At 51.1% G+C, this 23,886-nt stretch carries 20 protein-coding genes, 2 tRNA genes and 1 pseudogene; 10 read left to right on the forward strand and 13 right to left on the reverse strand.

Translation table 11 applies throughout. The annotated features are described in order from the left end of the window. Positions 1-8 precede the first annotated feature (8 nt). The 4 genes from D6029_RS00130 to D6029_RS00145 all read left to right on the forward strand — a co-directional run bounded on the left by D6029_RS00130 (position 9) and on the right by D6029_RS00145 (position 3,371). Positions 9-749 carry a MerR family transcriptional regulator gene (locus D6029_RS00130; protein WP_120062769.1) on the forward strand — a complete coding sequence of 247 codons (741 nt, stop codon included), beginning with the start codon at positions 9-11 and terminating at the stop codon, positions 747-749. Between the two features lie 240 nt (positions 750-989). After that, positions 990-1,193, forward strand: a complete 204-nt coding sequence (locus D6029_RS00135) for a hypothetical protein (protein ID WP_120062771.1) — start codon at positions 990-992, stop codon at positions 1,191-1,193. 92 nt (positions 1,194-1,285) lie between these two features. Then, entirely contained in the window at positions 1,286-2,197 is a 912-nt protein-coding gene (locus D6029_RS00140) for a LysR family transcriptional regulator (RefSeq protein WP_120062773.1), read from the forward strand. 37 nt (positions 2,198-2,234) lie between these two features. Beyond that, a complete protein-coding gene (locus D6029_RS00145) occupies positions 2,235-3,371 on the forward strand; it encodes an FUSC family protein (RefSeq protein WP_120062775.1) in 1,137 nt (378 codons plus the stop codon). Here the strand turns inward: D6029_RS00145 and D6029_RS00150 are convergent. Further along, entirely contained in the window at positions 3,344-4,450 is a 1,107-nt protein-coding gene (locus tag D6029_RS00150) for an alkene reductase (RefSeq protein ID WP_120062777.1), read from the reverse strand. The genes D6029_RS00145 and D6029_RS00150 overlap by 28 nt on opposite strands. Positions 4,451-4,552: 102 nt before the next feature. Here D6029_RS00150 and D6029_RS00155 point away from each other — a divergent pair, with 102 nt between their 5' ends. From D6029_RS00155 to D6029_RS00165, 3 genes are all read left to right on the forward strand, one after another. Then, positions 4,553-5,464, forward strand: a complete 912-nt coding sequence (locus D6029_RS00155; protein WP_120062779.1) for a LysR family transcriptional regulator — start codon at positions 4,553-4,555, stop codon at positions 5,462-5,464. Between the two features lie 79 nt (positions 5,465-5,543). Continuing rightward, complete coding sequence (locus tag D6029_RS00160; RefSeq protein WP_120062781.1) at positions 5,544-7,508, forward strand: PhoX family protein; 1,965 nt, start codon at positions 5,544-5,546, stop codon at positions 7,506-7,508. A 163-nt stretch (positions 7,509-7,671) separates the two neighbouring features. Continuing rightward, the gene (locus D6029_RS00165) at positions 7,672-9,678 is read left to right on the forward strand and encodes an acyltransferase family protein (RefSeq protein WP_120062783.1); all 2,007 of its coding nucleotides are present in this window, start codon (positions 7,672-7,674) and stop codon (positions 9,676-9,678) included. A 62-nt stretch (positions 9,679-9,740) separates the two neighbouring features. Here the strand turns inward: D6029_RS00165 and arsC are convergent. From arsC to mdtK, 6 genes and pseudogenes are all read right to left on the reverse strand, one after another. Continuing rightward, positions 9,741-10,097: pseudogene (arsC, locus tag D6029_RS00170) on the reverse strand (arsenate reductase (glutaredoxin)); the annotation flags it as partial. Positions 10,098-10,109: 12 nt separating this feature from the next. Beyond that, complete coding sequence (locus tag D6029_RS00175; RefSeq protein ID WP_120062787.1) at positions 10,110-11,399, reverse strand: arsenic transporter; 1,290 nt, start codon at positions 11,397-11,399, stop codon at positions 10,110-10,112. Positions 11,400-11,434: 35 nt separating this feature from the next. Beyond that, entirely contained in the window at positions 11,435-11,755 is a 321-nt protein-coding gene (locus D6029_RS00180) for a metalloregulator ArsR/SmtB family transcription factor (RefSeq protein WP_120062789.1), read from the reverse strand. 266 nt (positions 11,756-12,021) lie between these two features. After that, positions 12,022-12,098: transfer RNA gene (locus D6029_RS00185), tRNA-Val, on the reverse strand. Between the two features lie 41 nt (positions 12,099-12,139). Beyond that, positions 12,140-12,216, reverse strand: a tRNA-Val gene (locus D6029_RS00190). Positions 12,217-12,369: 153 nt separating this feature from the next. Continuing rightward, on the reverse strand, positions 12,370-13,743 hold the full coding sequence (gene mdtK, locus D6029_RS00195; RefSeq protein WP_120062791.1) for an MdtK family multidrug efflux MATE transporter: 1,374 nt from the start codon (positions 13,741-13,743) through the stop codon (positions 12,370-12,372). A gap of 226 nt (positions 13,744-13,969) precedes the next feature. On the opposite strand from mdtK, the gene D6029_RS00200 reads away from it, so the two are divergent. Next, a complete protein-coding gene (locus D6029_RS00200; RefSeq protein WP_120062793.1) occupies positions 13,970-14,611 on the forward strand; it encodes a riboflavin synthase subunit alpha in 642 nt (213 codons plus the stop codon). A gap of 87 nt (positions 14,612-14,698) precedes the next feature. Here D6029_RS00200 and D6029_RS00205 read toward each other — a convergent pair whose 3' ends face one another. From D6029_RS00205 to punC, 5 genes are all read right to left on the reverse strand, one after another. Next, positions 14,699-15,622, reverse strand: coding sequence for a LacI family DNA-binding transcriptional regulator (locus D6029_RS00205; protein ID WP_120062795.1), 924 nt, complete (start codon positions 15,620-15,622; stop codon positions 14,699-14,701). A 100-nt stretch (positions 15,623-15,722) separates the two neighbouring features. Beyond that, positions 15,723-17,105 carry a glycoside hydrolase family 1 protein gene (locus D6029_RS00210; RefSeq protein WP_120062797.1) on the reverse strand — a complete coding sequence of 461 codons (1,383 nt, stop codon included), beginning with the start codon at positions 17,103-17,105 and terminating at the stop codon, positions 15,723-15,725. Between the two features lie 52 nt (positions 17,106-17,157). Next, on the reverse strand, positions 17,158-18,480 hold the full coding sequence (locus D6029_RS00215; RefSeq protein ID WP_120062799.1) for a PTS sugar transporter subunit IIC: 1,323 nt from the start codon (positions 18,478-18,480) through the stop codon (positions 17,158-17,160). A gap of 207 nt (positions 18,481-18,687) precedes the next feature. Then, complete coding sequence (cfa, locus tag D6029_RS00220; protein ID WP_120062801.1) at positions 18,688-19,836, reverse strand: cyclopropane fatty acyl phospholipid synthase; 1,149 nt, start codon at positions 19,834-19,836, stop codon at positions 18,688-18,690. A 289-nt stretch (positions 19,837-20,125) separates the two neighbouring features. Next, the gene (gene punC / locus D6029_RS00225; RefSeq protein WP_120062803.1) at positions 20,126-21,316 is read right to left on the reverse strand and encodes a purine nucleoside transporter PunC; all 1,191 of its coding nucleotides are present in this window, start codon (positions 21,314-21,316) and stop codon (positions 20,126-20,128) included. 115 nt (positions 21,317-21,431) lie between these two features. On the opposite strand from punC, the gene punR reads away from it, so the two are divergent. After that, entirely contained in the window at positions 21,432-22,364 is a 933-nt protein-coding gene (gene punR, locus D6029_RS00230; RefSeq protein ID WP_120062805.1) for a DNA-binding transcriptional activator PunR, read from the forward strand. 79 nt (positions 22,365-22,443) lie between these two features. Here punR and purR read toward each other — a convergent pair whose 3' ends face one another. Further along, on the reverse strand, positions 22,444-23,469 hold the full coding sequence (gene purR, locus D6029_RS00235; protein WP_120062807.1) for an HTH-type transcriptional repressor PurR: 1,026 nt from the start codon (positions 23,467-23,469) through the stop codon (positions 22,444-22,446). Between the two features lie 295 nt (positions 23,470-23,764). On the opposite strand from purR, the gene cydH reads away from it, so the two are divergent. Further along, entirely contained in the window at positions 23,765-23,854 is a 90-nt protein-coding gene (gene cydH / locus D6029_RS00240) for a cytochrome bd-I oxidase subunit CydH (protein ID WP_115628380.1), read from the forward strand. The last annotated feature ends 32 nt before the right edge of the window (positions 23,855-23,886 follow it).

A 23,886-nucleotide genomic window follows, 5' to 3' on the forward strand; every position in this document is an offset into this window, starting at 1 on the left:
GGGAATGAATGACCTTATACAGTATCGGCGAAGTTGCCGAACGATGCGCAATCAACCCCGTCACGCTGCGTGCGTGGCAGCGCCGCTACGGATTACTCAAACCCCAGCGTAGCGAGGGCGGCCATCGGCAGTTTGATGACGAAGATATTCAGCGTATCGAAGAAATTAAGCGGCTGATAAAAAGTGGTGTGTCTGTCGGAAAGGTTAAAGCGCTGCTCGAAGAAAAGCCGAGTCTTGCGACTCAAAGCCATAATGACTGGCAGTCACAGCAAGAAGAGGTGATGGGCGTTCTGCGTTTTGTACAACCTGCCAAACTGCGCGCAAAAATTGCTTCTTTAGGGCGTGAAATCCCGGTTGATACCTTGATCGATCATGTCTTTCTCCCGGTGCGTCAATGTCTTAGCCTCGATAGATATACCTCTCGCGCAATGATAAGCCTGCTTGATGGATTGCTGATTGACTATGTTGTCCAGCGCCTCGCAGATGCCCGGAACAACGAAGGTAAAGACACGTTAATGATTGGCTGGGAAACTGATGACCGAACTCGCCTGTGGCTTGAAGCATGGCGTCTTTCGCAACACGGTTGGCGTCCTGATGTTCTGGCAGACCCGCTGGACTCACCGCGCCCGGAGTTATTCCCCGGCCAGCATGTTTTCGTCTGGACAGGAAAGGCGTTAACCCTTCGCCAGCAGGAGCAATTAGAACACTGGCAAAAACAAGGCTTTGCTATCAAATTTCATGCGGGTTAAGGACGACCTGGCTGATTCCCTTCTTATTCATACTGCCGTTTTGATTTTGAGCCACTCGATCAAAGCGAGCAGATGCATTCCGTACTAAAATTACACAACCTATATAAAAAACATATACCAAAGCTCTGTTTCATATAATTGCTCGTCCATTTCAGGGGATATATATTCACGTTACAGTTTGGCGATGTAATAAAATTACGAGTTGTGTTTTATTGCCCAAATGTTACGAGGTTAATTTTTATGATTAAAAATGCATTTGTGGAGAAAACGGACGAAGGGAAGATCGTCGTACGTGTCGAAGAGAAAGAGGTTTCATCCTTCGACGACTATGATGCCGCACTCGAATGGGCATTTTCGATTGGTTATCGTGTCTACAAAAAAGAGCTCACAAGCAGCGATCATAAAGAGTGCTGGGTAAAATACCTCCCGAAAAGTCATTTATGAATTGAGTCATCAATCCTCTCTCTATCAGGTTGCGGAGCAATTTCCCGGCAACCTGATACGCTTTAATCAATATCTATCAGACAGGCACGCAAATGGAGTTAAGACACATCCGTTATTTTCTGGCCGTTGCCGACGCCAAAAGTTTCACTTATGCCGCTGAAAAATTGGGCATTGGCCAACCTCCACTGAGCATCCAGATACGTGATCTGGAAAATGAAATAGGCACAAAACTTTTCCACCGAATTGCACGAGGTATCGAATTAACTGCGGCGGGAATGGCTTTTTATAACGCGGTTAAAGTTCTACCGGGTTTGGTTGAAGAGGCTAAATCCTCGGCGCTTCTTGCCTCGCGCGGCGAGTTAGGAGTCCTTAAAGTCGGTTTCACCTCATCTTCAGCATTTAATTCACTGGTGACCCGAAGCATCAAAAAATTCAATAGCGATTATAAAAACGTCTGCCTGCAACTTGATGAAGCTCATACCGACAATCTGATTAAAGCCGTAGAAAGTGGCACCATTGATGTTGCCTTTGTGCGCACCGATCATCTTTTTAGCGACTCGCTGGAGCTGCATATATTATTGCAGGAATCTTTGACCATCGTGCTGCCGGAACAACATGCATATATGGCGCAAAACCATATCACTTTGAATCAATTAGCCAATGAAGAGATGATTCTGTGTCCGCGCAATTACAGCGTCCATTTGCATGACACGATTTTTTCTCTGTTTGAACGAGCCGGTTGTACGCCAACAGTGAAACAAACCGCGCCGCAATTATCCTCGATTATTAATTTGGTTTCCGCAGGCGTTGGAGTTTCGATTGTTCCTTCTTCGATGAAGGCGATGAGTCATTCCTCATCAGGTGTGGCTTTCTATGACATTAATGAAGAGGGCGCTTATATTCCGTTATCCATCGTGAGTCGTGTTCACGATCAATCACCGATTGTGAAGAAATTTATTAATAACGTGCTTGCTACGCACGCAGAAATATCTCCAGCTCAATAATTATTCACTCGGCACTTTGATTTATTGTGAAAAGTAAATGAAAAAATCTATTTTTGCGGTTCGTCGTGACAGGCCTTTAACACCACTCGAGTTATATGTTTATCAACACTATCGTAATATTCACGGTATTCGCATCGCCGTGGCATTTGTACTGACATTTCTGATTATTAGAATGGCAAATTTACCCGACCATTCCTGGCCGCTGATTACTTTAGTTGTCGTGATGGGGCCTATCAGCTTTTGGGGGAATGTGATTCCCCGCGCCTTTGAGCGCATGGCGGGCACGGTCACTGGCGCTGTTTTAGGCATTATTGCTCTACATATCGAAATGTACTCTTTGCCATTAATGCTGGCCTGGTGCGGGTGTGCGGCATTTCTTTGTGGTTATTTAACAATGAGTAAGCGGCCCTATGCCGCACTGCTGATTGGTATCACCCTGGCGGTGGTGAGTAGCGCACCTGCCGGAGATATTCAGACGGCATTGTGGCGCAGCACCAATATTATATTGGGCTGTCTACTGGCAATAGTGTTCACCAGTATTTATCCGCAACGGGCATTTATTCACTGGCGCATTCAACTGGCATCATTCCTGAGAGATTATTCAAAAATGAGCGCCAGCGGATTTTCATGGAATGTTCTGAGTCGCCCAAATTTGACAAAACTGAACTCACAAGTATTGGCAAATGTAGAGAAAATGCGCACCTTAATTATACCGGTCAGCAAAGAAACCGGTATTTCAACAAAACAGCTTGCTGAAATTCAGTCTATTGCCCGGGATATGATTGCCACCCAGGAATTACAAATTGAAGCTCATTGGGCATCCCGCAGCAGTCGTTTTATTATTCTGAATTCTCACACGCTGGCTGAAGTGCAACAAATGACCCAAAGAACGTTACAAGCGTTAGCTCAGGCATTACATGAAGGTAATCCCTCTCCTGCAGCGGCGAATAGCGAACGTTTAAATGACATCACTACAGAATTACATGAACTGTTATTGACTCATGCAGGGGATGACGTAGTGGAAAGTGCCGTCCATGGCTATGTCTGGTTAAGCATTCAATTAGCGATAAAACTGGAAAGGTTATCAACCGTGATTACCGAGGCTTTGACAGAACAACGTTTCCATCATCAGCCTCGGGATCTGGCTCAGACCTCTGTCGCGAGGAACGGATAATCGGTGTAACCCACTTCAGTACCGCCAAAAAGCGTTGCCGGATTGCTGATCCCCGCCATTGGCAGATTTTCTTTCAGACGGCGTGGGAAGTCCGGGTTTGCAACAAACGGGCGACCGAAAGCCACCAGATCCACAACACCCGCGGCCAGCAGTTTTTCGGCTTTCTCACGGGTGTAATTCCCCGCCACAATAATCGTGCCGCTGAATGTCGCTCGCAGAGTTTCACGGAACTCATACGGCACCTGCGGCGCATCGTCCCAGTCCGCTTCGGCGAGGTGAATAAAAGCAATACCTTTGGTTTCACACCACGCCGCCAGCGCGAGAATGGCTTCACAGGCCTGCGGGTCGTCCATTCCACGCTGGGTAATAAACGGCGCGAGGCGAATGCCAGTGCGCTCTGCACCGATGGCGTCGCTGATGGCTTCCAACACTTCCTGCGCAAAACGCACGCGGTTTGCCAGGCTGCCGCCGTATTCGTCCTGACGTTTATTTGAGGTGCGGCGCAGGAACTGGTCAATCAGATAACCGTTGCCGCCATGCACTTCCACACCGTCAAAACCGGCTGCCATCGCGTTGATTGCCGCCTGGCGGTAATCCGCAATAACCTGTTGAATATCGCTATGCGTCAATTCCCGTGGCACCGGGCAGGCGACCATTTCACCGACACCGTGGCTGTTCACTACCCACACTTGCGCATCCGGCGATAACGCTGAAGGCGCAACCGGTTTGCCATCCGGGTGAAAACTTTCATGAGACATGCGGCCCACATGCCACAACTGAGAAAGAATTTTGCCATTCGCCTGGTGAACGGCATCCGTTACCTGACGCCACCCGGCGATTTGCTCAGCGGAATGAATCCCCGGCGTCCATGAATATCCCTGACCCTGCGGTGAAATCTGCGTGGCTTCGGTGATGATAAGCCCGGCGCTGGCACGCTGTTGGTAATACTCAGCCATTAATGCCGTAGGAGTATTCCCCGGTTGTGCGCTGCGAGAGCGGGTCATGGGTGCCATCACGATGCGGTTTTTTAACTCGATAGCGCCAACGTGCGTCGTCTCAAAAAGGGATTGCTGTTGCATGTTTTCTTCTCCAGGGAATTCAGTGATGGCTTGACTTTACGTCCCGAAAGCCGTTTTGATAATGGCTGAAAAATAAGATTCTCTATTCAGGAAAACGGAATAATGGGCAAGCTCGAAGACATTACCTTGCTGGTGGAAGTGGTTGAAGCGGGTGGCCTGGCAGCGGCGGGGCGGCGAATGGGCCTTTCTCCTGCCACCATGACGGCCAGGCTGAAAGCGCTCGAGGAGCGTTATCAGACGCGGTTCTTCAACCGTTCCACCCGCGCAATCGCCCTGACGCGCGCCGGAGAAGAGTTTTATCATGCGGCACTGCGGGTGCTGGAGGAACTGGCGCAGGCCGAAGCGAAACTGGCGCAAAAAGAGGGCGTGCTGAGCGGCAGTTTGCGGATTTCTGCTCCGTCAGATTTTGGCCGTCAGTATTTATCGCCTGCACTGTTGGATTTTTCCCGCCTGCATCCGGAGGTCAAAAGCTCGGTTTATCTCAGCGAGAACGTGGTGGATTTGATTGCTAACCGTCTGGACATGAGCGTGCGTTTCGGCAATCTCCCGGACAGCAATCTGGTGACGAAGTTTATCCGCCCCAATCACCGGGTGCTGGTGGCTTCGCGAAATTATCTGGAAATACATGGTGCGCCTCAGCACCCGAATGATTTACACGAACATCGCTGCCTGGTGATGGAACAGCGCGGCACGCTAATGAACGAATGGCGTTTTGAAGAGCAGGGCGAACCGGCGGTAGTGCGCGTGACGCCTGCGATGGTGTGTGATGACGGGGCTTTATTGCGCCAGTGGGTGTTGGCTGGGGCGGGCATCGCCAGCAAATCCTGGTGGGATGTGAAGCGCGATGTGGAGCAGGGGCGGCTGGTGGTGTTGTTTGCCGAGAGTTTTATCGGTTTCAGCCGCCATGACAAAAAACAGGTTGGCCTCCAGTTTGTTTATCCGCAGCGGCGTTTCCAGCCTTTGCAGGTCACGGCGTTCAGCGAGTTTTTCATCAACTGGCTGGATAACGAATAACATCGCGCCGTGTTATAAATCTGTAACAAATCCTTCTTACACTGCTCACTTCTGATAACAATACCGAAAGGAAGCCAGCATGAGCAGACCTCTTAAGCCGCTGTTTAAACAAGAACATAACGACGAAATCAGCAATGGCAGCGCCAACCCCGTGTTCTCTGAAGTTGCCAGGGCTTTTGTTAGCCGCCGTCGATTTCTGCAACTCGGCATGATCGCAGGCACCGCCGTCACTTTCCCCGCCTTGCTCAAATCACAGGCGGCCTGGGCGGTGGAATCAGCTATGGTGCGGCCTTCTTCCCTCGGATTTACCAGCATTGCCGTCTCAACGGACGACACCGTTCGCGTACCGGAAGGTTACGTTGCAAGGCCGTTTTACCGCTGGGGTGACGCCGTGGGCCTGAAAGGCAATCTGCCAGAGTTTAAAACTGACGGCAGCAACACCACCGACGAGCAGGCGGCTCAGGCGGGAATGCACCATGACGGCATGGCGTGGTTTAGCTTGCCGCAGGGCAGTGATGACCCACATCACGGATTGCTGGCGATGAACCATGAATACATCGACAACGGTTTGTTGTTCAAAGACGGCGTGGCGAACTGGAATCTCGACAAAGTCCGCAAAGGGCAAAATGCGATGGGGATTTCGGTTATCGAGGTGAAAAAAGAGGGTGAAGGCTGGACGGTGGTTCGCCCTTCTGAATTTGCGCGGCGTATCACGGTGAATACGCCAATGACGCTGACCGGCCCGGCAAAACATCACGAGCTGATGAAAACCGCAGCCGACCCGCAGGGTGAAACGGTGCTTGGGACTATGCAAAACTGCGCCAACGGGCATACGCCGTGGGGCACTTATCTAACCTGCGAAGAAAACTGGTCGGATATTTTCGTCAAGAAAGCCGCGCCGAACGCGCTCGAAAAACGCTATGGCATCAGCGACAGCGACGACTCCTACCGCTGGAACGAAGTTGACCCGCGCTTTAGTGTTGATGCGACGCCCAATGAACCCAACCGATTCGGCTGGGTGGTGGAAATCGACCCGTATAACCCGCAATCAACACCGCGTAAACACACGGCGTTAGGGCGCTTTAAGCATGAAGGCGCGGCGGTGACGCTGGCGGCTGATAACCGTGTTGTCGCTTATATGGGCGATGACCAGAAATTCGAGTACATCTATAAGTTTGTTTCAGCAGGTATTTACGACGCCAGCAACCGCGAATCGGCCATGGACTTGCTTTCGGAAGGCACGCTGTACGTAGCGAAATTTAATGAAGATGGCAGCGGTAACTGGTTGCCGCTGGTTTACGGGCAATCGGGGCTGGATCAAAGCAACGGTTTTGCTAGCCAGGGCGAGCTACTGATAAAAACGCGCCTCGCCGCGGACGTGGTGGGTGCAACAAAAATGGACCGCCCGGAGTGGATTGCGGTGGACACCCATACGGCGGGCAGCGTCTATTGCACGCTCACCAACAACAGCGATCGCGGCAAAGAGGGCAAAGCCCCGATCGATGCCGCCAACCCGCGCGCCAATAATGTGTATGGCCACATCATGCACTGGAGCGAAGAGAACAGTGACCCGGCATCCACCACCTTTAAGTGGGACATTCTGGTGTTAGGCGGCAAGCCAGATGCGGCAGATGAAAAAGTCAAAGGCTCGATGAATGGCGCGGAATTTGGCAGCGCGGATGGATTGTCGTTCGACCATCGTGGCGTGTTGTGGCTCCAGACGGATGTTTCATCCAGCACCATCAACAAAAAAGCCTACGAAGGAATGGGAAATAACCAGATGCTCGCCACCGTGCCGGGCAGCAACGAATATCGACGTTTCCTCACCGGCCCGCGTGGCTGTGAGATAACCGGCATTGCGTTCACGCCAGACAACCGCACGCTGTTTATTAATATTCAGCACCCCGGCGAACCTGGTGATGACATCAGCGACCCGGCCAATCCAACGGCGGTTTCCACCTGGCCCGACGGCGACAAAAACGGTCGCCCACGTTCTTCTACGGTGGTGATAGTGAAAGCCGATGGCGGGGTGATTGGGAGTTAAATAAAAAATGGCCTCTGCAAAAGAGGCCTCATAAATAATGTGGGTTTCCCTCTGGTAATCAATTAATCAAGTTTATGAAATAGATTGAATATATCGATCAGCAGAATAAGATAAATCGTAGTATGCTTCGCGCAACTCGATAACTGTAATCTGGTAGCTAACCGTGATTAACTTTTCCAGTCCTGGGACTCTAACCCCTAAAGCATTCCGCCATGATATAAATGGACTACGAGCGTGGTCTGTATTGGCAGTTATCTTTTATCACTTCGGTGTGCCAGGGTTTGGCGGCGGCTTTGTCGGGGTTGATATATTTTTTGTCATCTCCGGATTCTTGATGACAGCCATTATCGTAAACGGGCTGGAACACGGTAATTTCTCGCTTTGGTCTTTTTATCTGGCGCGAGCCCGGCGCATTATTCCGGCTTTAATTACGTTATGTGCCGTATTGCTCATTATGGGTTGGTTATGGTTACCGACGGCAGATTATCGCGTACTGGCGACTAATACGGCAACGGCGTTAACTTTTGTCTCCAATCTGAAGTTCTGGCGTGAAGCAGGTTATTTCGATGTCGCCTCCAGGGATAATTGGTTATTGCATACCTGGTCACTTTCACTGGAATGGCAATTTTATATTTTGTTGCCGCTGGGCTGCATATTAATTTGGCACTGGTTTGGTCGACGCGGAGTGAAGTTCGCACTGATTGCAGCAGGTGTGTTGTCGTTAGCTCTCTCGTTTTACGCCAGCCCGCGGTTACCGGGGAGCGCTTTTTATTTATTACCTACCCGCGCCTGGGAAATGTTAGCGGGTAGTTGGGTTTGGTGGCTAACTCGCCAGCACTCTATGCCAAAATTACCTGCACGCGTGCTTGAGTTTACAGGCTTTATATTAATTATATTGTCGATTACTTTATTGGACGCCGCCAGACCATGGCCTGGTGTGTATGCACTGATACCGGTGATGGGCGCGATGTTTGTTTTAATGGCTAATCGCCAACAGTCCATATTTACAGCCAATATTATTGCCCGCCAAATCGGTGCCAGTTCTTACTCAATTTATCTTTGGCATTGGCCACTTGTGGTCGCGTTGACTTATGGCAGTAAACAACACAATCCTGAGTGGATTGTGGCTGGACTATTATTGAGTGTGTTGTTAGGTAAGGCATCGTTAATACTGATAGAAAATCCGGCACGTAAAAGACTCGCTTCAGAATCTATAGGTAAGCAAAACTGCGTGATAGCAGTGGCGGTAATAAGTACTGTCTTATTGGCGGTGGGGGCACGTTATCAACAGTTCGATAACCGAATTAATCCACAAATTGAACTGGCTATGACACCGAAGCTTCATGATTCTTCCCTAAAACAAACTTGTCTTCTGACGCCCGGAGAAGGGAGTGAGTCTCCGAAATGCAGTTATGGGAAAGGCGAGCTGGCTGCAGTGGTATTAGGTGATAGCCATGCGGGGATGATTGTTTCAACCGTTGCTGAAGTTGCACCCGGTTCTGTTATTGAAATGGCTTATGCGAGTTGTCCGACGGTATTGGGACTCCAGCGACGGGAGGACGTTGATAATGATTGTAAGGTTTTTAATGATAAAGCTATTCAGTTACTGAACAACGAATACAAAAACAAAGTGGTTATTATTGCAAACAGAAGTGCTCTTGCTCTGCTGGGGCAAAACGAAAAGGATATCTATTTTAATATTCCAATGGGGTTCTTTGATATCCCAAATGAACAACCTAATGACCATTTAAATAAACAGTTTACCGCGCAACTAATAAAAACCATGTGTGCGATAGAAAATAGTCAGAGGGTCTTTTTAGTCCGTCCGATCCCTGAGATGGCAATGGATGTTCCTAATACAATGGCCAGAGCACTTATGTTTGGCGAGCCCGCTCGCGAAATTTTTATTTCTATGCAGGAATATAAACAGCGTCAAAAAGTGATTTGGGCGGCGCAAGATGAGGCAGTATTGCAATGCGGGGTCAAAATTCTCGATCCACTGCCTTATCTATGCCATGGTGATCGATGCCAGGGTAATCACAGTGGCCGTCCGCTTTACTCAGATAATAATCATTTGAGTGAGTTTGGTAGCAAGCTATTGATACCGATGTTCCGACAAGCATTTGAAAAACGCGAAACAACTAAGCTGGCTGAATCACCTGAGATTTGAATTCGGAAATCGCCAGCTTAGCCACGTTTACTGTGACGGATATCGTCGTGTTTCTTCTTCTATGCACCGGGAAGAATAGTCAGAACGGTTTCTGACGGGCGGCACAATTTGGTTCCAAGCGGTGTTACCACCACCGGGCGATTCATCAGAATCGGATGGGCTAATATGGCATCGATAAGTTCGTTGTCGGTGAACGCCGCGTTATCCAGCCCTAATTGCTCGTATGGCTCGACATTTTTACGCAGCAATTCACGCACGGTGATGCCCATATCGGCAATCAATTTCACCAGCTCCTCGCGGGAGGGCGGTGTTTCGAGATACAGAATCACGTTGGGTTCGCTGCCGCTGTTGCGAATGAGCTCCAGCGCGTTGCGCGATGTCCCACATTCCGGGTTGTGATAGATAGTGATATTGCTCATTTCAGTGTCTCATTACAGTGTGAAAGTCAGACGCAGCGCAAGGGCGGCCAGCGTCACGAAAAGTACCGGGAGGGTCATAACGATGCCAACCCGGAAGTAATATCCCCAGGTAATGGTCATATTTTTTTGCGACAAAACATGCAGCCATAACAGTGTTGCCAGGCTGCCGATTGGAGTGATTTTCGGCCCCAGATCGCTGCCTATCACGTTGGCATAAATCATCGCTTCTTTAATGACGCCCGTTGCGGTGCTGCCATCAATCGACAGCGCTCCTACCAGAACGGTCGGCATGTTGTTCATCACAGACGAGAGGAAGGCGGTCAGGAAGCCGGTCCCCAGTGTTGCCGCCCATAATCCTTGTTCTGCCAGACGGTTTAGCAGGGACGAAAGAGAGTCGGTCAGCCCTGCGTTGCGCAGCCCGTAAACCACCAGATACATGCCGAGCGAGAAAATAACGATTTGCCATGGCGCACCGCGCAGCACTTTTCCGGTATTAATGGCATGGCCTTTCTTCGCTACGGCGAGCAGAATCAGTGCGCCAACCGCTGCGACCAGGCTGACTGGCACACCGAGCGATTCCAGAGCGAAGAACCCGATCAGCAGCAATATTAGTACCAGCCAGCCGGTTTTAAAGGTGTTCACATCGCGGATAGCGGCTTTCGGCGCTTTCAACAGAGAGATGTCATAAGCCGCGGGAATGTCTTTGCGGAAAAACAAATGCAGCATCACCAGCGTTGTCGCAATGGCGGCGAGGTTCACTGGCACCATCACGGCGGCATATTCAGAAAAGCCGAGCTTGAAGAAATCAGCCGAGACGATATTCACCAGGTTTGAGACGATCAGCGGCAGACTAGCCGTATCGGCGATAAATCCGGCGGCCATAACAAAAGCTAACGTCGCCCCCTGGCTGAAGCCCAGGGCGAGCAGCATCGCAATGACGATAGGCGTGAGGATCAGTGCGGCACCATCATTGGCGAATAATGCGGCCACCATCGCGCCCAGCAGAATAATCCAGGTAAACAGCAATCGGCCATGGCCTTTGCCCCAGCGGGCGACGTGAAGCGCGGCCCATTCAAAAAAACCGGACTCATCGAGCAGCAGGCTGATAATAATCACGGCGATAAAAGTCGCCGTCGCATTCCAGACTATCTGCCAGACCACGGGAATATCACCGGGGTGAACCACGCCCGTCAGTAAGGCCAGAGTCGCGCCTAGCGCGGCACTCCAGCCAATGCCTAAGCCTCGTGGCTGCCAGATAACCAGAACGAGGGTGAATAAGAAAATAGCGCCAGCCAGAAACATCAGAAACTCCAGTTATATCTGTTTTTGTGTATGTTTTAACATGATGAAGCCGACGCGCGGCTGAGCTTACTGCGGATGGTTTCTCGCTCGCAATTCCAGGCTGCATCAATAACCGCCGAGGCCCAGGCGGGCATATTTGGCGACAGGCGATAGTGCACCCATTTCCCTGCGCGCCGGTCAATGACAAGACCAGATTCGCGCAACAGCGCCATGTGTCGGGAGATTTTGGGTTGTGATTCGTCCGTGGCGGCGCAAATGTCACAGACGCAAAGTTCACCGGACTCCCTGAGCAACAACACAATGGAGGAACGTGTTTCATCGGCAAGCAGTTTAAAAAGCTGAACGGGCTGGAGCATTTTCAACCTTGATATGAAGTGATGATACATATGCTAATTCATATATGAACGATTTTAAAGTGCAGGATGCCTGCTGCCAACTCATAAAAAATATTCTCAGATTGCGATCGGCGTCGCTATCGCGTGGACTCTGGGTCGATCAACTGGGGTGGTGAAACAGTAGGTTTTGTGAATCAAACTGAAAATGAGGAATAGACTGAGTCAGATAATACTTTGAGGAGTTTTGATAATGAAAGAGATGAAACGCGAAGGAACTTCTTAAGAAATGGTGCGTCCGAGTGGACTCGAACCACCGACCCCTACCATGTCAAGGTAGTGCTCTAACCAACTGAGCTACGGACGCACTGTTTGTTACGGTACTGCGAACTGCGGCAAAACGATAAATGGTGCGTCCGAGTGGACTCGAACCACCGACCCCCACCATGTCAAGGTGGTGCTCTAACCAACTGAGCTACGGACGCATCAAGTTGTCTGTGACAACGGGGACGAATATTAGCGGCAGCCCCCGAGCCTTGCAAGCTAAAAACAGCAAATTTCTTCCAGATTTCACTCGTTTGCTGCGCATCTGCGCAACTCGGCTTAAAAATAGCCGCCGAAATGGCGGCTATCCGATTTTAACGTGCTGCGCGCTGCAAAATCGTGATGGAAGGTTGGCGCTGTAACCAACGCATCCGCAGCATCATCATGATGGCCGCAGAGGTCAGGCCGATGATAAATCCGGTCCAGAAACCGGCCGGGCCCATCGGTTCAACCACCCAATCCGTCAGCGCCAGGATATAACCGCTTGGCAAGCCGAGCACCCAGTAGGCGATAAACGTGATAAAGAAAATCGAGCGCGTATCTTTATAACCACGCAACACGCCGCTGCCGATAACCTGCACGGAATCGGAAAGCTGATAAACCGCCGCCAGCAGCATCAGGTGCGCCGCCAGCGCGACCACTTCCGGGTTGCTGTTATAAAGTAGTGCGATGTGCTCGCGCATCACGACCGTGAAAATCGCGGTGAGTGTCGCCATACACATGCCCACTGCAATACCCGTCCACGCTGCCGTTTGCGCATCAAGCGTTGAACCCTGGCCGAGGCGGAAGCCGACACGAATGGTCACTGCCGCAGAAAGAGACATCGGCAGAACAAACATCAGCGAGCTGAAGTTCAGCGCAATCTGGTGGCCTGCAACGTCAACGATCCCCAGCGGAGCGACCAGCAGGGCGACCACCGCGAACAGGGTGACTTCAAAGAACAGCGCCAGTGCAATCGGCAAACCGAGTTGGGTTAAGCGATACATCACTTTCCAGTCGGGTTTGATAAAGCCTTTTTCCAGCTTCAGGTCGCGCATTGAGCGGGCTTTCTTCACATAAGAAATCATGAAGATGAACATCACCCAATACACGGCAGCGGTTGCGACACCACAGCCCACGCCGCCCAATTCAGGCATCCCGAAGTGGCCGTAAATAAAGATGTAGTTCACCGGAATATTGACCAGTAAACCGATAAAACCCATCACCATACCGGGTTTGGTTTTTGCTAAACCCTCGCACTGGTTACGCGCCACCTGGAAGAATAGATAACCGGGGACGCCCCACAGCAGCGCGCGCAAATAGCCCACGGCTTTATCGGCAAGTTGTGGGTCGATATCTTTCATCGCGTGAATGATATAGCCCGCGTTCCACAGCACGATCATGATGAGCGCGGAGACAATGCCCGCCAGCCAAAAGCCCTGGCGAATCTGGTGAGCGATACGCTCACGACGGCCAGAGCCGTTGAGCTGCGCGACGGTTGGCGTCAGCGCCATTAACAAACCGTGGCCGAAGAGAATGGCGGGCAGCCAGATGGAGGTTCCGATTGCCACAGCGGCCATATCGGTTGCGCTGTAGCCGCCGGCCATCACGGTATCGACAAAGCCCATCGAGGTTTGTGCGACTTGTGCGAGGATCACGGGTATCGCCAACGAGAGCAGTTGGCGGGCTTCAACTATGTACTTCTGCATTTTTACACCTGATTATTATTAGTTTTTAGAAAGACAACAAGACCGCCAGAAATGGCAGAAAAATAGGAATCGCAGGGGAATTAGCCTGACTATTGTAGCGGCACAAATCGAATACGCCAGCCAAATAATGGTGGGGTAGTGCGGATGACTGGCAAGCATTTTTTCCAACTGTTAAAGTGCAGCATTACGAATTATCAGCAGTCGAATAATTACCAGGAGCTTTACGATGTTTACAGGTATTGTGCAGGGCACTGCGTCCCTGGTCTCCATTGACGAGAAACCAAACTTCCGTACCCACGTGATTGAAATGCCGGATGCCATGCTGCCTGGCCTTGAAACGGGGGCGTCGGTGGCGCACAACGGCTGTTGCCTGACGGTCACTGAAATCAATGGCAACCACGTCAGCTTTGACTTAATGAAAGAGACGCTGCGCATTACCAATCTCGGTGAGCTGGTGGTGGGCGATAAAGTTAACGTTGAACGTGCAGCCAAATTTAATGATGAAATCGGCGGCCATTTAATGTCCGGCCATATTATGACGACTGCCGAAGTGTCTAAAATTTTGACCTCGGAAAACAACCGTCAAATTTGGTTTAAGATCCAGGATAAATCGCTAATGAAATATATCCTGCATAAAGGATATATCGGCATTGACGGTATTAGCCTGACGGTCGGCGAAGTGACCGCGACTCGTTTCTGTGTGCATTTAATTCCGGAAACGCTGGAGCGCACTACGCTTGGCAGCAAGAAGTTAGGGCATAAAATTAATATTGAAATCGACCCGCAAACCCAGGCGATTGTCGATACCGTTGAGCGCGTGCTGGCACAACGTGAAGCTGCTCTGGAAGCGTTGCTGCCGAAAGAGTGAGTTTTAAAGGGTGGATAACGCCACGGGCTTATCCACCGTACCACATCAAGCTGTAGGTCGGATAAGCGCCAGCGTCATCCGACTTTATTAAGCAATCAACAAACTGCCGCGTACCAAATCCGCAGTGTGCCGTTCCCCAAGCAATAACTCTACCGCCCGCCGCGCAATGCTTTCTAGCGGATACTTAATCGCTGGAATGGCGTTAGAACCCGGCATTCTTGTCGAACCGTCCAGGCTAAACACCATCACCTGTTCCGGTACTTTGAGCTGGTACTGATTGAGCATCATCACCGCTTCTTGTGCCTGGGTGTCGTCCGTCACCAGCAGGGCTGAAAACTTCACACCGCGATTAATCAGGCGCTGCAAAGCAATCCGCACCGACGACTCATCGTCAATGACTAACTGGCGGTTAAAAGGCACCACATGGTTGTGCAGCGCCTGGTGATAACCTTCGAGCGTTTGTGCTGCCGCGTCACCGCTGGCGAAGTTAATCAGGGCGATTTGCCGCCGCTGCTGGTTACACAAATAGTGCACGGCGGTTTCAGCGGCGAAAACGTGGTCACACTGAATGCTTAACGCGTGTGAACCGTCCAGGCAATCAATCAACATAATGTCGTCGTCGAGTTCAGGCAGCGGGAAACGCGCACCGACCACAACCAGCGCGTCACATAAGCCGTTTGATAACTCTTGAGCCGCCTGCGCGACGCTATCCGGGTCATTAGCGAAGCGCAGTAACAAGTGTTTATGATGCTGATTAAGTTGTTTTTCAAGTGCCTGCAGGTAACCCGTAGACTGCTGAATATGCTCAGTTGCGCAGATAACCCCAATGCAGTTTGTCGACTGGCTACTCAGTGATTGAGCAATGGCATTGGGTTTGTAATTGAGAATTTCAGCCGCGCGTAATACTGCCTGGCGACTCTCTTCTTTAACGCCACGACTGCCGCTTAAAACACGCGAAACGGTGGCTTTGGAAACCTGCGCCAGGCGTGCAACATCATTAATATTCGACATAGTGTGTTGTCTTATCAGGGTGGACGCGCAAAGCGCCATCCACCGGTTTTACATGTTGTGGCGGGGGCGCTGCGCTTGCCCGCCGTACGGCTCAGTATTGTTAATTAAAACCGTTTTCTGCGGCGGTCGCTTTGTACCACTCACCGCTTTTCTTGATGGTGCGTTGCTGCGTTTCAAGGTTTAGCGAGACAAAACCGTAGCGGTTTTTGTAGGCATTACACCAGGACCAGTTATCAATAAACGTCCACATATGATAACCGAGGCAGTTGCTGCCTTCGCTAATCCCTTTATGCAGCCATTTCAGGTGATCGCGCACGAAATCAATGCGGTAATCATCCTGAATCTGGCCGTTTTCATCGAAACGTTGTTCGTTTTCAACGCCCATTCCGTTCTCAGAAATATAGCAATTTGGGTTGCCGTAGTTCTCACGCAGGTTGGTCAGAATGTCGTAGATGCCTTGCTCGTAAATTTCCCAGCCGCGATACGGGTTCATTTTGCGGCCCGGCATTTCGTAGGATTCAAAGAACCACTCCGGCATGAACGGGCTGTCTGGGTTAACCTGCGAATCGCGGCATTTAATGCGGCGCGGCTGGTAATAGTTGATGCCCAGTAAATCGACGACACCCGCTGCCAGCAATTCTTTGTCACCGTCCTGACACGCAGGCAGTTGGCCGTGTTCTTTCAGCAGGGCGACCAGTTCTTGCGGATATTCACCACGCAGAGCCGGGTCAAGGAAACTGCGGTTGAACATCAGGTCAGCGATGTTTGCCGCTTTCACATCCGCCGGGTTTTGCGAGCGTGGGTAAGAAGGGGTGAGGTTGAGAATAATGCCGATTTCGCCGCCGTCGTTACGCTCGTGGTAAGCCTTCACCGCCAGCGAGTGGGCAATCATGGTGTGGTAGGCAACGGTAGCCGCACGTTTGAAATCCACCACGTTCGGGTAATGGAAATCATATAAATAGCCGCCTTCGACCGGCACAACCGGTTCGTTGAAGGTGAACCAATGTTTCACGCGGTCGCCAAACAGCTCGAAGCACACGTTGGCAAATTCAGCATAAGCCGTGACAACGTCACGATTTTCCCAGCCGCCTTGCTGCTGCATAACCATCGGCATATCAAAGTGGAACAGGTTGATAAACGGCTTAATGCCTTGCGCCACCAGTTCATCAATCACCTGATTGTAGAAAGTGACCGCTTCCTGATTCACTGCCCCACGGCCTTCAGGAATTAAGCGCGCCCAGGAAATCGAGGTGCGGAAAGTATTGTGATTCAGCTCTTTAAGCAGGGCGATATCTTGCTTCCAGTTTTTATAGAACGTGGAGGTATCCGCCGGGCCTACGCCGTTGTGGAAGCGAGTCGGTTGTTCCTTAAACCATTGGTCCCAAATGGTGGCAGATTTGCCAAAAGAGAGAGTTTCGCCTTCGGTTTGTGGTGCTGAACTGGCGCTGCCCCACCAAAAATTATCAGGAAATTGGTATTTCATTACAGTTCCTCTTGTGACGGACGAGCCTGCCAGACCGGCAGGCCTCTAAAAATTAATTTGCGGTAACAGGGTTTTCACCTTCCTGGGCGCTACGCTCTTCATCCTGCTTTTGTAACAGGGTGCGCTCGTAAGCCTTCAGGAATGGGTAATACATCACAGCCGACATGACCATACAAATCAGGCACATGATTACGGGACTTACCGCCCAATTTGCGGCCCATGAAGCCCCAATCGGCGCTGGCGTTGTCCACGGAGTGAGCGACACCACTTGTGCAACCCAGCCGAGTTTAGTGGCAACATACGCCAGCGTGGCGTTGATCATCGGCACCAGCGTGAACGGCAGGAAGAACAGCGGGTTCATGATGATTGGCGTACCGAAGAGAATCGGTTCGTTGATGTTAAAGAAGCTCGGCACCACGCCCATTTTGCCGATGGTGCGCAGGTGAATCGCACGGCTACGCAGTAATAAGAAGGCCAGCGGCAACGTCGATCCCACGCCACCAATCAGCAGATAGTGATCCCAGAAACCTTGCAGATAGATATGCGGCAGAACATTGCCTGCGGCGAGTGCGGTCTGGTTAGCGGAAAGGTTCGCCATCCAGAACGGGTTCATAATCCCGGTCACGATTAACGCGCCGTGGATCCCGGCAAACCACAGAATCTGGCAGATAAACACTGAGATCAAAATCGCAGGCAGCGAGTCTGAAGCTGAAACCAGCGGGGCCAGCAGATGCATGATGGCTTCAGGAATAATCATGCCGGTGGTGGACTCGATAAACAGGTTCAGCGGGTGCAGCGTGGCAACAATCACCACCACCGGAATCAGGATTTCAAAGGAACGCGCCACGCCGGTCGGCACTTCTTTTGGCAGGCGAATGGTGATGTTGTGACGCTTCAGCAGAGCGTAAATTTCGCTGGCGTAAATCGCCGTGATTAACGCGGTAAAGATGCCCTGGCCTGAGAAATACTGTGTGGAAATTTGCCCGTCTTTATAGGGTGCGGCGACCAGTAAAAAGGCCATAAACGCCAGCAGGCCTGTCATGATCGGGTCGAGTTTGTAGTGCTTACCCAAACTTGCGCCAATACCGACGGAGATAAAGAACGTCATCACGCCCATGCTGAGGTTAAACGGCAGCATTAATTGTTCGCGGTAAGTCTGGGAGAAATTCAGCCACGAGCGGGCAAAACCCCAGCTGCTGTCCGGCGAGAAGGGCGGGAAAATAAACACTAACAAGAACGAACCGATAATCATAAACGGCAGTGCAGCAATAAAACCATCACGAATAGCGATGACATGGCGCTGAGAGCCCATCGCTCCGGCCATAGGGGTGACTTTTTGCTCAATCACATTGACCATTTTTTGGTAGATGCTCATGGCGGTATCCTTGTTATTGTTTCGGGAAGTGCCGTTATTGTGAAACAAAATGGAAACCGGTTTCCAATTGAGAAAAGGATAAGTGTTAACGAGATCAAACTCGTGGAAAAAGGAGCGATGGAAACGTGAAGAATGTCACGCTTTGTTAAGAAAATGCTACGAAGTTGCAGAGGGGAACAACCCCGGACAAACCGGGGCCTTTATTCATCAATGTGGAACGCGCAAGCCGTCTTCAATGCCGCGGCTAAAGACAATTTGCCATAGCTGAATATCACGAGCGCGGAAGGCTCCGGCGCAGGCATTCAGGTAATAGCTAAACATGCGTTTAAAGCGGTCGGAATAGTTATCGGCAATTTCTGGCCAGTGGTTCAGGAAACGCTCATTCCAGGCCATTAACGTTTTATCGTAATCGGCACCAAAATTATGCCAGTCTTCCATCACGAAATGGCTTTCGCTGGCTTGTGCAATCTGGCGAACCGACGGCAGGCAACCATTCGGGAAGATATATTTATCGATCCACGGATCAACGCAGTTATCGGTTTTATTGGAACCAATGGTGTGTAGCAGGAAAATACCTTCCGGTTTCAGGTTGCGGTCGGCAACATTAAAATAGGTGGCGTAGTTTTTCGGCCCGACATGTTCAAACATGCCGACGGAAACAATGCGGTCAAACTGCATATCCAGCTCGCGATAGTCTTGCAGCAAAATGGTGACATCCAGCCCCGCACAACGCTCTTGCGCCATTTTTTGTTGTTCAGCAGAGATAGTTACGCCATGCACCGCGACGCCGTAGTGTTTCGCGGCATAGTACGCAAGGCCGCCCCAGCCGCAGCCGATATCGAGCAGCGTCATGCCAGGCTCAAGCTGCAATTTATCGCAGATCATTTTGAGTTTGGCGTTCTGCGCATCGCTCAGCGTGGTGGCTTCTTTCCAGTAGCCACAGGAATATTGCATGTGTTCATCAAGCATGCGGCTAAATAAATCGTTGCCGAGATCGTAATGTTCTTTACCGACAATCCAGGCGCGTTTTTTAGATTGCAGGTTCATTATTCGGGCGGCGGCAATGCGCAGTGTGTCTTTTAAATGGCGGGGAAGTTGATTCTCAAGTCCGGCGCGAATGGCGTTATTAAAAAAGATATCCAGCCGTTCGCAATCCCACCAACCGTCCATATAGCTTTCACCCAGCCCGAGTGAACCCTCTTGCAGGACGCGTTTAAAAAAATCGGGATGTTTAACCTGGATATCGAAAGGGCGCGGGCCGTTGATTTCCACTCCGGCCTTAGCGAGCATTTCGTTCACAATTCGATACCACGGGTTATTTCTTATGCTGACTTCTTCTATACACGATGAACTCATAGCTTCTCCATCACCTTTGTGTGAGGAACCTTAAAACAGCGTAGACGCTATTTTGGGCATGTGAGAAATGTCACGGAAAATTCCGCGAGCCTGATATCCGACGTAGAACAGAGAAAGGGGCGATAGCCCATAAAATAAGCTTCAAAAACAACAAACGGGAGCACGAAGGCTCCCGTCGAAACATCTTTATAATAGTGCTGACAAACGAGCCGCTAATCAGTATAGGCTCGCCTGGTGAGTGATTCAATAAAATATTGTTAGCACGCTAATCTATTCGGCGTGGTTATTATTAAGCATCGGATTCAGCAGGTTGCCAGACTTCAACATTGCTACGACGCTGCATCAGATAACCCAACATCGCCAGAGCAATGGTCACCAACATCACGCTGGTGGTGGTCAGCAGTGGCGTAATGACCAGCCACGACACCATCAAACTTGCCAGGAAGCACAGGCCCAGTTGCAGCGTGTTTTGCAGCGCGGCGGCTTTACCGGTGGCCTGCGGGAACGGCAGCAGGGCAGACGCCACGACAATCGGGTAAATTGCGCCGTTCGCCACCGCCATCAGACAGAATGGAATGAGCAGCAACGTGAGTGTGGCGTGGCCGCTTACCGCAACCGCCCAGGTGCCGAAAATGCTCAGCGTATAGAGCGCCAGCAGCCATGGCAGCATTTGTTTGCCGCTCCATTTTTGCAGTGCGCTACGGCAGCCGTAACCGCCAATCAGGAAGGCGATAGTTTGTGGCACGTAGCTCAAACCAATTGCCGCCGGGCTGTAGCCCATATCGTTCAGAATGAACGGGGAACCGGTCAGCCAGGCAAAGAAGCTTGCGGAGCAGGCCGCGTAAATCAACACGTTGCCGCTATACACGCGATTACGCAGCAACGACATAAAGCTGACTTTGTTGTCTTCAGTTTGCGGATGATGCTGAGTACGCGGCTTCAGGCGCAGCGTTGGGATCATCAGCAGCAGCGTGATGGCAAACAGCGTGGCGAAAATCGCCTGCCAGTCAAAGTGCGTCAAAATCCAGCTACCGAGCAGCGGTGCCAGTGCTGGAGACAAACCTACCAGCGGCATAATGGTGGCAAAAATACGATTCGCACGGCTCGCCGGGTAGTAATCGGTCACCAGTGCCTGCCAGCTTACCGCCGCAGAACACACACCCACCGCCTGGACAAAACGCAGCACCAGCAATGCGGTGGCGCTTTCGACCCACAACATGCCGATACAACCAATGGCGAACAGACTCAGACCCGCCAGCAAAACAGGTTTGCGGCCAAAATGGTCAGACAGCGGCCCCCACATTAACTGGGCGAAGGCAAATCCCGCGAGGAACAAACTCAGGCTTGCGCTCACAGCGGAAGCATCGGTCTGTAAATCTTGCTGAATGGCAGCGAAAGCAGGCAGATACATGTCTGTGGCGAGGAAGCCCAGCACACTTAATCCGGCCAGCCAGATAAGAAATCCTTTTGATGGTTGCATGTTTTTCTCTTGATTTATCTTGCAGGTTAATTGCTGCGAGAGTGTACGGAGTGCAATTAGGCTTGTGAAACGCTAATATTTGTCTGTTGCGTTCAAAAATTTTGTGAGCAGAAAAATGTGGTCTGAATATTCGCTGGAAGTGATCGATGCGGTGGCGCGCAATGGCAGCTTCAGTGGTGCTGCGCAAGAGTTGCACCGCGTTCCGTCTGCCATTAGCTATACGGTACGGCAACTCGAGGATTGGTTAGCGGTTCCGCTGTTTGAGCGCCGCCATCGGGACGTTGAATTAACCCCCGCAGGCGTCTTCTTTTTGAAAGAAGGCCGTTCTGTTATCAAAAAAATGATGACGACACGGCAACAGTGCCAACAGATCGCTAATGGATGGCGTGGACACTTAGCGATTGCCGTCGACAACATTGTAAAACCGGAACGCACACGCCAGCTGGTGGTGGATTTTTATCGCCATTTCCCGGATATCGAGCTGCGCATTTTCCAGGAAGTTTTCAACGGCGTGTGGGATGCGCTGGCGGATGGGCGAGTTGAAGTGGCGATTGGTGCGACGCAGGCGATTCCGGTCGGGGGGCGTTATGCGTTCCGCGATATGGGCACGCTAAGCTGGCGTTGTGTGGTGGCTGCGAATCATCCATTGGCCCTCCAGGGCGGCACTTTGAGCGATGATGACTTGCGCGCCTGGCCGTCGTTAGTTCTGGAAGATACCTCGCGTTCTCTACCAAAACGAATTACCTGGCTGCTGGATAACCAGCGGCGCGTGGTGGTGCCGGATTGGGAGTCGGGTTCCGATTGCCTGAATGCGGGTTTGTGCATCGGCATGGTGCCGTTGCATATCGCGAAACCGTGGCTGGAATCGGGGCAGTGGAGTGAGTTAACGCTGGATAATCCTTTCCCGGATGCAGCGTGCTGCCTGACGTGGAAGCAAAACGATGCGTCACCCGCACTGGGCTGGTTACTGGATTATCTGGGAGATAGCGAGACGATGAATCAGGAGTGGTTGCAGGAGCCTGACAGCGCTGATTCACTGGGTTCGTAGGGTGGATAAGCCGTAGGCATCATCCACCATTTACGCGAGATCTGTCGGATGACGCTGCGCTTATCCGACCTACAATATTTTAACGGCGATAATCCCGGAACGGGCCATCGGCCACCGAGCGGCGTTCAATCAGGCGCGGATGCACTTCAATGGATTGCGACTCTTCGCGTTTGTTGACGATACGGTCCAGCAGCATGTTGAACGCCGTTTCACCCAGCGAATCTTTCGGCTGGTGAATGGTGGTCAGGGCAGGCGAGAAGAAACGCGCATTGCGTACATTGTCGTAACCGATAACGGAAACATCCTGCGGCACGCGCAGCCCCATTTCATCAGCGGCACAAATCGCGCCCATCGCCATAATATCGCCGCCACAGAATACTGCGGTTGGGCGATGAGGCTGGCTGAGGATTTGCTGCATCGAGCGGTAGCCTGATTCCGGCTCAAAGTCGCCCTGAACAATCCAGTTTTCTGGGATAGCGATACCGGCTTCTTCCAGCGCTTTCATAAAGCCTGCGTGGCGACCGCCGCCGGTGTTACGTTCCATCTGGCCTGGGATTGCACCAATTTCACGATGACCACGTTCAATCAAATAACGCCCGGCCAGATAACCGCCGTGGAACGCGTTATCGACTACCGAGTCGGTAAAGTCGGCACGTGATTCGCCCCAGTCCATCACCACCATTGGAATATGGCGATATTCTTCGAGCATGGTCAGCAGCGATTCCGGATATTCAGAACACATTACCAGCAGGCCATCGACGCGTTTTTGCGCCATCATCGACAAATAGGCGCGCTGTTTTTCAAAGTTGTTGTGCGCATTACCCAGAATCAGGGTGTAGCCTTTTTCAAAGCAGCTGTTTTCTACTGCTTCGATGATCTCGGCGAAATAGGGCGCTTCGCTGGAAGTGGCAAGCAGGCCAATCGTTTTGGTGTGATTCACTTTCAGGCTGCGCGCGACGGCGCTTGGCGAATAATGTAATTCTTTGATTGCCGCCCAGACCGCATTGCGAGTTTCTTCCGCCACAAAACGGGTTTTGTTAATCACATGTGATACGGTTGTAGTGGAAACGTTTGCGCGCTTCGCCACGTCCTTGATTGTCGCCATTAAATTTCACTCCAGGCCATATCGTAAACTCCTGATAACTAATATGTTAAACGTTTGCGTACACTGACTCCTGAGGCAACATTTGGGTTGCGGGTATGCCGGGATTGCGACATAAAACGGAAGGAGGCGTTGAATTGGTGGTACGCAATAAATTAGCGAGGGATTTTGGCCTATCCAGAAGAAAAGTGGAAGAGGGAAAAGTGATATCAGGTTAAAACCAGGAGGATTTTTCTCTCTGGTTGTGGGAAAATCACCCTGACACACCGATTGTAAGGTAATTAAAAGGAGTTTATTGATGAGCACAGATTTGAAATTTTCAATCACCACAACGGTTATTGTTCTGGCACTGATCGTCTTTGGCGCATTAACCGCCGTTCTGCATTGATCATTTGCACTGCATTAAAATGGGCCGCGATT

The organism is Buttiauxella izardii, from assembly GCF_003601925.1.
GTDB lineage: Bacteria > Pseudomonadota > Gammaproteobacteria > Enterobacterales > Enterobacteriaceae > Buttiauxella > Buttiauxella izardii.